The organism is Burkholderia sp. Bp8984 (genome assembly GCF_003853755.1).
Classification (GTDB): domain Bacteria; phylum Pseudomonadota; class Gammaproteobacteria; order Burkholderiales; family Burkholderiaceae; genus Burkholderia.
In genome coordinates this window covers 189,490-198,436 of sequence record NZ_QTQN01000010.1, presented here as the reverse complement: position 1 = coordinate 198,436, position 8,947 = coordinate 189,490, and the positions used below count along the sequence as shown (strand labels likewise).

8 protein-coding genes and 1 pseudogene are annotated in these 8,947 nt (G+C 65.2%); 4 read left to right on the top strand and 5 right to left on the bottom strand.

The window, feature by feature from the left end:
- Positions 1–447: alpha-E domain-containing protein (locus DID98_RS13565; protein WP_148091654.1), on the top strand; the 447-nt coding region annotated here is incomplete at its 5' end.
- 8 nt (positions 448–455) lie between these two features.
- Positions 456–1,259 carry a transglutaminase family protein gene (locus tag DID98_RS13560; RefSeq protein WP_124520997.1) on the top strand — a complete coding sequence of 268 codons (804 nt, stop codon included), beginning with the start codon at positions 456–458 and terminating at the stop codon, positions 1,257–1,259.
- A 241-nt stretch (positions 1,260–1,500) separates the two neighbouring features.
- Here DID98_RS13560 and DID98_RS13555 read toward each other — a convergent pair whose 3' ends face one another.
- A complete protein-coding gene (locus tag DID98_RS13555) occupies positions 1,501–1,572 on the bottom strand; it encodes a hypothetical protein (protein ID WP_409333463.1) in 72 nt (23 codons plus the stop codon).
- Positions 1,573–1,746: 174 nt separating this feature from the next.
- On the opposite strand from DID98_RS13555, the pseudogene DID98_RS13550 reads away from it, so the two are divergent.
- Positions 1,747–1,875, top strand: a pseudogene (locus DID98_RS13550) (IS256 family transposase); the annotation flags it as partial.
- A gap of 515 nt (positions 1,876–2,390) precedes the next feature.
- Here DID98_RS13550 and DID98_RS13545 read toward each other — a convergent pair.
- Positions 2,391–3,509: a helix-turn-helix transcriptional regulator gene (locus DID98_RS13545; protein ID WP_124520996.1), complete on the bottom strand. Its 1,119-nt coding sequence runs from the start codon at positions 3,507–3,509 to the stop codon at positions 2,391–2,393.
- Positions 3,510–3,748: 239 nt separating this feature from the next.
- Between DID98_RS13545 and DID98_RS13540 the strand changes: the two genes are divergently transcribed.
- Positions 3,749–5,830: a hypothetical protein gene (locus DID98_RS13540; RefSeq protein WP_124487135.1), complete on the top strand. Its 2,082-nt coding sequence runs from the start codon at positions 3,749–3,751 to the stop codon at positions 5,828–5,830.
- A gap of 267 nt (positions 5,831–6,097) precedes the next feature.
- On the opposite strand, the gene DID98_RS13530 is transcribed toward DID98_RS13540, so the two are convergent.
- The 3 genes from DID98_RS13530 to DID98_RS13520 all read right to left on the bottom strand — a co-directional run bounded on the left by DID98_RS13530 (position 6,098) and on the right by DID98_RS13520 (position 8,946).
- Positions 6,098–7,183 carry a YncE family protein gene (locus DID98_RS13530; protein WP_124520995.1) on the bottom strand — a complete coding sequence of 362 codons (1,086 nt, stop codon included), beginning with the start codon at positions 7,181–7,183 and terminating at the stop codon, positions 6,098–6,100.
- A gap of 91 nt (positions 7,184–7,274) precedes the next feature.
- Positions 7,275–8,531: an MFS transporter gene (locus DID98_RS13525; RefSeq protein WP_124520993.1), complete on the bottom strand. Its 1,257-nt coding sequence runs from the start codon at positions 8,529–8,531 to the stop codon at positions 7,275–7,277.
- The gene (locus tag DID98_RS13520) at positions 8,518–8,946 is read right to left on the bottom strand and encodes a chromate resistance protein ChrB domain-containing protein (RefSeq protein ID WP_044847518.1); all 429 of its coding nucleotides are present in this window, start codon (positions 8,944–8,946) and stop codon (positions 8,518–8,520) included. Before DID98_RS13520 ends, DID98_RS13525 begins: the two co-directional genes overlap by 14 nt.
- Position 8,947 lies beyond the last annotated feature (1 nt).

The following is an 8,947-nucleotide window of genomic DNA, read 5'->3' as shown; positions in this document are numbered from 1 at the left end:
TTCGTCGAGCGGGCCGACAACACCGCGCGGATCCTCGACGTGAAATACCACCTGCTGCTGCCGTCGGTGTCGCACGTAGGCACGATCCTCGATACCAACCACTGGGAATCGATCCTGCGGTCGGTCGAGGCGAACAACTCGTACCGCTGGGTGTACGGTGTGCAGTACAAGCCGCTGAACATCGCGGACTACCTGGTCCTGAACGGCCGCATGCCGCGCTCGCTGCGCTATTGCTACGGACGCGTCATGTCGAGTCTCAACTTGCTCGTGAAAGAACATGGCATCGCTCACGCGTGCCACGGCACCGCCGCACAGACGCTCACGATGCTTTCCGACAGTACGATCGAACGAGTCTTCAAGAACGGCCTGCACGAGTTCCTGACCGGCTTCATTCGGCGCAACCAGCGACTGGGGCTCGAAATCGCCCAGGCCTACAACTTCGATTGAGCACTGCAATGCATATCGGGATCACCCATACCCTGCGTTATACCGTCGACGAGCCGTTGCAGCTGGCATTGCGGCGCCTTCGACTGCGACCGTCGTCGAATCCCGGTCAGACGGTCGGGCACTGGGAATTGCTTGCAAACGACATGCAGCCGGCATTGTCGTACATCGACGGATTTGGCAACCATGTCGACCTTGTGTGTCACTCAAACGATCACAAGGAGATCGTCATCGTTTCACGCGGCGAAGTGACGACGCACAACAAGGATGGTGTGATCGGCACTGCAGACGATCGTACGAATCCGTGGCTGTTCCTGCGCGAGTCGCCTCTCACGCGTCCCGGAGACTCGCTGATGGAGCTTGCCTCCGCCCTGAAGAGCACGCAAAACCGTCTTCTGCAACTACACGAGTTGATGGACATCGTGCACGATCGTCTCGCACCCGGGCCGGAGAATTGCGACGACGCCACCGATGCAGAAGCTGCGTGGATCAGTTCCCACGGGACCTGTCGCGATCATGCTCATGTATTCATCGCGGTGGCGCGTCGGCTCGGCATTCCCGCGCGCTTCACTTCCGGCTATCTGATAGGCGACGACGGAATCCAGGCAATCGATCATGCGTGGGCTGAAGTCTACGTCGACCATCTCGGTTGGATCGGCTTCGATCCGGCGAACAATCTCTGTCCCGACGAACACTACGTGAAACTGGCGACTGGCATCGACGCTTGCGGCGCCGCGCCGGTCACCTGCATCCAGTCGAACTCGGGCGCTGAAACGCTGACCGCCGAGATTGCGGTCACACTGTCGGCTCGCTGAGTCGATCGACGGAAATTTCAGTACTCGCCCGATGACGCAAACGACCCGCAGCCTGCTATCGGGCTGCGACTTGCCGGATTCGATCGATGCTATCGACTGCTATCGCGCTCGCGCGCTAGACAAGGGTCTCGACATTCTCGAACGCCTGGCGTCGGCTACCGGTTGTGACGCGCCTTGCCCCAGTGAGCAGGACCAACGCGCTGCTTCGCTATTCAGCGAGCGAGCGACGAAGCAAATGACGTCAGAACAAGAGCCCCAGCATTGCCGCCTTGACCGCGGCCTCGGTCTTGTTGGCCGAATTCAATTTGCGCATTGCATTGACGAGGTGAAATTTCACGGTCCGTTCGACGCCATGCCATGGCGCCGCCAGCGCTCCATCGGTTCGATGGTGAGTCGCGGGCCGATCCAGCCGTGCGCCAGACGTGCTGTCCGCCCCCTCAGCCTCGCGCACCACGCCTGGATCCGCCGCAGGCGCAAATGTCGGCACGCGCTCGTGCCGATCCGGTTGGCCTTGCGCAACGTCGTTGCCAAGTGGACAGGCTCCCGGCACGCCTGGAGAAGCGTGATGCCGCAGCTTGCATTGCTTTGCCCGGAACGACTCAGCATCGGAGTCTGAGTTTTAACCCGCCTCACACACGAAATTCCGGATACCTCCCATACCAAATCACCCCGGCCGCCGTGCTGGCCGTGGCCGAGCGCTCATCTGTTCGTCGTCCTGCTGGAGCGGACGCCATTGGGGCAATTGGAGCAGCCCTGAAAACACCGGGAATATGGCCGGCATGTGTGCAGCGAGTGTGCACACCAGCCATCTCGCCGTCGCGCGTCGCGACAGCCGATCAGAGGTCGGCATGGCCGCGTCGGCGAGCGAATGGGACAGGAACTGAAATCAAAAAAGGCCCCGACAATGGCCGTGAAACTTGCCGGGGCTAACGAACCATGCAAATTGCATGGGACGAGGAAGTATCGCGTCCATCGTATAGCCGCCAATGATTGAGCAGCACCACCGAGTTCCGACGAATTCTCATCGGGTTCAGCCAAGATCCTGCTCGAGGAACGCGGATGTCCTCCACCGGCAAGCTTAAAAAATGCAAAGGCGTTTTGACCGCTGCCCCGCTCGCTGTTTTCGAGGTATCAATCCGTGCGCTTGTGTTGCGGTAGGACCCACAGCATCCGACCGACCGCTTCAGCCTGATTCCGCGAGTGGGTCTTTTCATAGATCGCACGCAACTGGCTGCGAACCGTCGCAAGCGACACGCCGGCGCTCGCCGCACATTCGTCGGGCGTCTTGCCGCTGATCAACGCTTCCGCGACCGCGGCTTCGGCGCTCGACAAGCCGAACGATTGCCGCAGCTGTTGTGCGACGACGAGCGGGGCGCCGCTGCGTCGCCTGACCGTGATCAGTATCGTCGCATCGCCGAACGTGGCATGGAGCGCCTGTCCGGACAATGCCGCGATGCCGAGAAAAATCTCGTGCGCCGCGGCCAACGTGCCGGACAGGGCAAGACTCTCGCTCTTGCGGGTCTTCGCGACGCGCGCCAGCGCCGCCTTGAGTGCCTCGTTCTGGGGCGCGCTCGTCGCGCTCAGGTGCCCGTTCTCGAGCTTGAGGCAGGTGGTGGCGCGCAGCATCGACTCGGCCGCCTGGTTGACGAACTGGACGCGCGCGTGCCGGTCGAGCGCAAAGACGGCGAGGCCCAGCTCCTCCATCAGTTCGGCGCCGAGCGTGGCGTCGCGATGCAGCACTCGCGCGTCTTGCCACAGGTTGATCGAGCGCTGCAGATGCCCGGCCATACCGGTCAGGGTCGCGCGTTCTTCTGAAGAATAGGGTGTGCGGCCGTGCGCGCGCAGTAACCCGAGCAGAATGTTGTCGCTGCCGGGGCGCGCGAAGCGAATCCCCATCAGGTAGCGAAATCCAGACGGAATCTGATAGTCCTGGAAGAACTCGCTGCGTTCGACGTCGCGCTCGGTCAGGTGATCCTGACAACAAACGAATTCGCCGAGCGGTGCGTTCTCGACGAAGCCGCGGCGCGGATCGAGCGCGCCGTAATACTGATCGTAGAGCGCGATGATCTCGTCGAATTCCGCGCGCGGCGAATAGATCGAGAATTTCGGGGCATTGCGCGCGACGTCCCAACTGAACATGTGAAATACGTCTGCGCCGAGCGATTCGGATACCCGGTGAAAAACTTCCAGAAAACCGTCCGGATGCAGCGCGGCCTCATAGAGGTCCCCGATGAGTTGGTCTCGTTGCATGTGTTCACCCCGTCGCTTCGCGATCTTCGTATTCTGATTTTGTCTGACGATATTGCTTCGAATACCGAATTTTTTTCAGGCTAACACAGGTTATTTGCATTTCATGCCCTGTTATTTCCCGATTTTCATTCACCTGAATGATGATCGAGCAAATCGTCTTTGCGAGAATCCTCGCCATTCAGCGTGCACGGGCAATGTATGTGACACGCATCAACCAGAAGGGGCTCGGGGGAAACGCAATGAAACTCACACCTGTCGTATCCGGTATTGCAGTGCTTGTCCTGTCGGCTTGTGGCGGCGGCAGCGATTCCTCCTCGCCACCCGCACCGCCCGCCGCGCAGACGGTCAGCGGGGTCGCGGCCGCCGGCGCCGCGATGCAGGCCGCCACCGTGAAACTGGTCGATGCGACCGGCAAAGCGGTCGACTGCCCGGCCGATGCGTCGACCGGCGCGTTTCAATGCACGGTGACCGGCCTGACCGCGCCTTTCGCGTTGTCCGCATACGGCAACGTCGCCGACTCGCAGGCCACGCTGATCGCACTCAGCGCCACGGCCGGCACGCAGACGATCAACATCACGCCGATCACGAACGCGATTGCCGCCACGATCGTCGGCGACAACCCGACCAAGCTGCTGGCCGATACCGGTTTGCTGCAAAGCAAGGTCACGGCCCAGGCCGTCGCCAGCACGGTGCAAGCCTATTCGTCGGCGCTGGCCGACCTGCTGGCCGCCACCGGCAATGCGGGCGTCGACCTGATTTCCGGCCCGTTGACGGCGGGCGCGCCGGGTCTCGACCGGCTGCTCGACCAGATCAAGATCAACGTCCTGCCGGATGGCGGCGTCCAGATCAGCTCGGTGGCGGGCGCGTCCAGCGATACGCCGGTGCAGCTTCAGCTCGCGCCCGGCGTCGCGCCGCAGGCGAGCGACAAGGCCAGCCTGCCGGCCGCCGCGACCATCAATGGCGCGGTGGTGTCGAACCTGCCGAGCGCCAGCGATCTGGCGGCATTGCAGAGCGCGCTCAACCAGTGCTTCGCCGGTTCGACCGGCGCTGCGCGCACGGGCGGCAGCGTATCGGCATGCGGCCGGATCTTCGTCGACGACGTCGCGTCCGGCGCACTGAATGCAGGCGTGCCTTCCGCGTACCTCAACAACGGGATGTCGGTCGACCAGGAGTTCGGCGCGCCGGCAGGCGGCACGCCGGGCATCGTGGCCGACGATGCGATGAACAACGCGAGCTTCAGCTTGCCGGAAGTCATCCGCGTCGTTGCCAGCGACACGATGTGGGTCAAGCTCGCGTGGACGCGCAGCGACGGGATTCGCGACGGCATGCAGCAGCATGTACAGCTCGCGGTGCGGGCGGGCAGTCTCGCGAACGGCGATACCGGCTGGCGCGTGGTCGGCAATCAGCGCGCGGTGCTGAGCAAGGTCAATGCGAACGCACAGAAGTGGGACTGGCTGAATCCGGCCAATCCGTCGACGGGGACCAACGCGTTCGTCGATTCGCTCAACCTGCAGGTGGGTGCCGTCGACGCGGCCGGCACCGCGGTGGACTTCGCGATCGTCAACGGCCCCGGCTTGCGCAACGGCGTGTTTCTCCAGCCGTCGAGCGGGACCTGCGACACGCTGAACATCCGCGCGCAGATCGCAAGCGGGCAGACGCCGGCGCAACTCGCCGCACTGGCGAAGAACCCGCAGTGCCGCAACAACTTCCGTCTGGCCGGCGTCGCGCAGGACCCGGCCAACCAGGGCCTGTTCACGTGGCCCGGCGACGCGCCGCGCAACAATACCGCATGGGCGAAGCCGCAACTGAGCACCGCGGAGCTGGCCGACATCAAGCCGTTCAGCGCCTATACGATCGACATCTACCAGAACGGCAACACGTCGACGCCGGCCCGGCACTACACGGTCCGGCTGCGTACGCCGTCGCCGTCGCCCGACGCGCTGCGCCAGTACGCGTGGCACGATCTGGCGCAGTCCACGCGCGACAAGCTGACGCCGGGCTCCGCCAACACGTTCGCGGGCGGCGCGACCTTCCCGCTGGGCTGGACGTCGAAATCGGGTCTGCCGTTCGTCAAACGCGGCAACGTGCAGATTCGCGCAACCGCGGCCGGGCAGCCGGCGGCGACGTTCGTCAACGGTTCGGCATCGGCGTCGCCGGTCCAGCCGGGCGCCTCGGTCACGCTCAACGTGCCGGGCGACCAGGGCGTCGCGTTCCCGTCGGTGGCCGGCTGGACGGGCAGCGCGGACTTCTCGTTCGTGAACTTGAGCTGGTCCGATCCGGTCGACACGCTCTTCACCGAGGCCTTCGAGTACGACCGGTAACAGGCAGCCGGGTGAATGCGTCCGGCGAGCGCATGGCCGGCGGGGCGATTCGTCGTCCCGTCGGCGGGCAACGATCGACCTGGCCGAGCGCGACGTGTTTTCGTTCGACGGAGAACGCCGCGACCGGATCGTGGGCGGCGTGCCGGCGAGAATCGGTTCGGCCTGACGCGCGGCGGCGGCGCCGACAACCGACAGGCTGCCGATCGTGTCAAATCGAACCGGACGAGATACTGCGTGACGACGGATGCCGCCGATCATGCTCGCCCGTTACGTTCCTGCACCCGGCGGCACCGTGCCGGCCTGTTTTGCCACGCTCCCGGCTTCCATCACGCGCAGCACCGGCCGGCCGCCGACATCCTTCAGCGGGAAATACGAGCGATGCGTGCCCGGATCGACAGCGACGACGTGCGCGTTCGGCCCGAGCCGGCCTTCGCCGATCTTGGCAACGTTCCGGCCCCGGACGCTGAACATCGAAACGATGCCGGCTTCACCGGCAACATACAGCACGTCCGACGCCGAATCGAACGCGAGCACATCCGGGCCGCCGCCGATGTCGAATGCCCGGACGACGTGCCGTGCGCGCATATCGAAGACGAGGAGCGCGTCGTTGTCCTCGCACGCGATGAAGGCGAGGCCGGCGCGCGGCTCGATCAGCAACCCGTGATTGCCTTTCGCACCCGGCAAGTCGAACCGGTCGACGACACGGTCCGTCGCCGGATCGATTTCGACGAGCTGGCGCCGCGTCTGAACGTTCACGAAGATGTGTCGGGAAACCGGGTCGTACTGCGTGTTGCCGGCCTCGCCGTCGAGCGGGATCGTCGCGACGCGCCGGTTGCTGCGGACATCGATGACCGTCTCCGTTTTTCCGTATTCATCGGATACGTACAGCTTGTGCAGGTCGGCCGCATAGGCCATGCCGTCGGGATAATGCCCGCCCGGCATGCGCGCGACGATTTTCAGCGTCGCGGCGTCGATCGCGACGATCTCGTCGGAGCCGGTCGCAGACGCGTAGATGCGCGACAGCGCCGGCACGGCAAGCACGCCATGTACCGACGATACGTCCGCGATCCGGGCGGTCACGCGCGATGCATGCGTATCGAAAACGATCACTTCGCCGTCGCCGAGGTGAGCGATGAAGAGCAGGTTGCGGCTCGGGTCCAGGCTTGCGTAGTCGAGTCGTGTCGCGCGGCCCGGCAACGCGATGTCCGCGACATGCTTCAGCGGCAGGGCGCCGGTCGAGGCGCCTTCGCCCGCGGCGAAGACCCGGTGAATCGGCAGGCCCGACGTGCCGAGCCCGCCTAATAGCGCGACGAGCAGCGGCAGGCCGTAGCGCCAGCGTCCAGGATCCTTCATGATTGCCTCCCGCGACGGCCGCCACCACATTGGCGCGGCGGCATCGCTTTGCATGGTTCCCCGCTCGTTCGCTGTTCGGCCGTGGCCGCGATTACCGTGCCCGGCCGTCGTCCGGTTCGACGTGGCGAAACGCTGCGAGCAGCGAAAGGTCGTACGCGATCTTCAGCGCGCCGCATGCGACCAGCGGCGCACCGAGCCAGCCGAGGCCGAACAGGCCGCCGGCCAAGGTCGGCGCGACAGCGGCCGCGAGGCTGCGCGGGACGGATGTAAAGCTGGCCGCTGCCGGTCGCTCCGCTGGCGTGACGACCGCCATCACATAGGCGGTTCGGGTCGGGACATCCATTTGCGACAGCGCGCTTCGCATCAGCAACAGTGTCAACGTCAGCGGCAACGACGGCGCGAGCGCGGCGCCGATCAGGCAGACGCTCGACGGAATATGCGTGAACACCATCGTGTTCAGCAGGCCGATCCTGCGCGACAGCGGCGCGGCCGCGAGCTGCGAGCCGGCCGAGAGCAGGCCCGCCCAGAAGAAGAACTGGCCGGCCGCGGCGATCGAGAGCCCGAAGCGCTGCATCAACCACAGCGACAGCAGCGAGTTGACGACGAGACCGCCCGCGAATGCGTCGACGCTGAACAGCATCGCCAGCCGCACGACGATCGGGCGTGACGGGCCGAGCGGCGGCGCTGCCTGCGCCGCGCGAACTGCCTGGCGCGGCAGCCGCCGATACAGCATGCAGACGACGACACCCGTGGCCGCATAGACCAGAAACATGCCGCGCATCGCGCCCAGCGTCGAGATTCCGGTATGTGACGCAACCGCGATCGGCAGGCCGGCCGCGAGGGATCCGAGCGCTGCCGATACGGCGCCGACGAGGCTGTAGCGGGCGAACAGCGCCGTGCGAGCGTCGCCGTCGGCGGCTTGCGCCAGGCGCGACTGTTCGAGCGGCAGAAACAGGCTGACGTCGCCGGAACTCGGATTGAGCGTGCCGGCGAAGGCGATGACGAACAGCGGCCACAATGTGGAGACGCTCGCGAAGCCGATGCCCGTCGCCGCCATCAATGCCGCCGCGAGCGTCAGCATGCGGCGCTGCGTGAAGCGGCTCGCGAGCATGCCGACCGCGATCGTCGCGATGGCGGAACCCGTCAACGTCGTGGTACCGATCAGGCCGACATCCAGTTGCGACAGCCCGAGCGACAGCAGATACGCGGGCAGCAGCACGGCAATGAATCCATCGCAGAAACCGCGCATGCCGCGGCTGGCGAGGATGAGCCATGCGGCCTCGTCCGCGCCCGCCGGCAGCATCCGGCTGGCGAGCGTCGACGCGCGGCGGCTGCTAGGGACGTGCATCACGCCGGCACCACGCGTAGAGCGCGTCGTACATCACCATGCCGTGCCGCAGTTGCTCGTGATCGTCGGCGAAGTGTCCGGACAGGCCGATCGAGATCGCGTACAGCCCGGCCGATTCCGGCGCGAGATCGAGCCGTCCGGTATCGGCGCCGCGCACGATCGCGGCGAGCTTGAGCAGCGCCGGGGCGTCGAGCCGGTAGCGGTCGAGAAACGCATCGAAGCTGCAGCGTTCACCATGATGGCCCAGCTCGACGCCCGGCACGTCATAGGGCACCGCGCCCGTTTCGTCCGCCAGTCGCAGGACGTCCGGACCCGGGACGTAGAGAAATTCCGGCGCATCGTCGATGAACCGCGCAATCAGCCACGGACATGCGATGCGGTCGACCTTCGGCCGTTCGCGCGTAATCCATTTCACG

Excerpts from the sequence above, each read along its gene's own strand:
- DID98_RS13560 (WP_124520997.1), top strand. The coding sequence starts at position 456 with ATGCATATCGGGATCACCCATACCCTGCGTTATACCGTCGACGAGCCG.
- DID98_RS13545 (WP_124520996.1), bottom strand. The coding sequence starts at position 3,509 with ATGCAACGAGACCAACTCATCGGGGACCTCTATGAGGCCGCGCTGCAT.
- DID98_RS13540 (WP_124487135.1), top strand. The coding sequence starts at position 3,749 with ATGAAACTCACACCTGTCGTATCCGGTATTGCAGTGCTTGTCCTGTCG.
- DID98_RS13530 (WP_124520995.1), bottom strand. The coding sequence starts at position 7,183 with ATGAAGGATCCTGGACGCTGGCGCTACGGCCTGCCGCTGCTCGTCGCG.
- DID98_RS13525 (WP_124520993.1), bottom strand. The coding sequence starts at position 8,531 with ATGCACGTCCCTAGCAGCCGCCGCGCGTCGACGCTCGCCAGCCGGATG.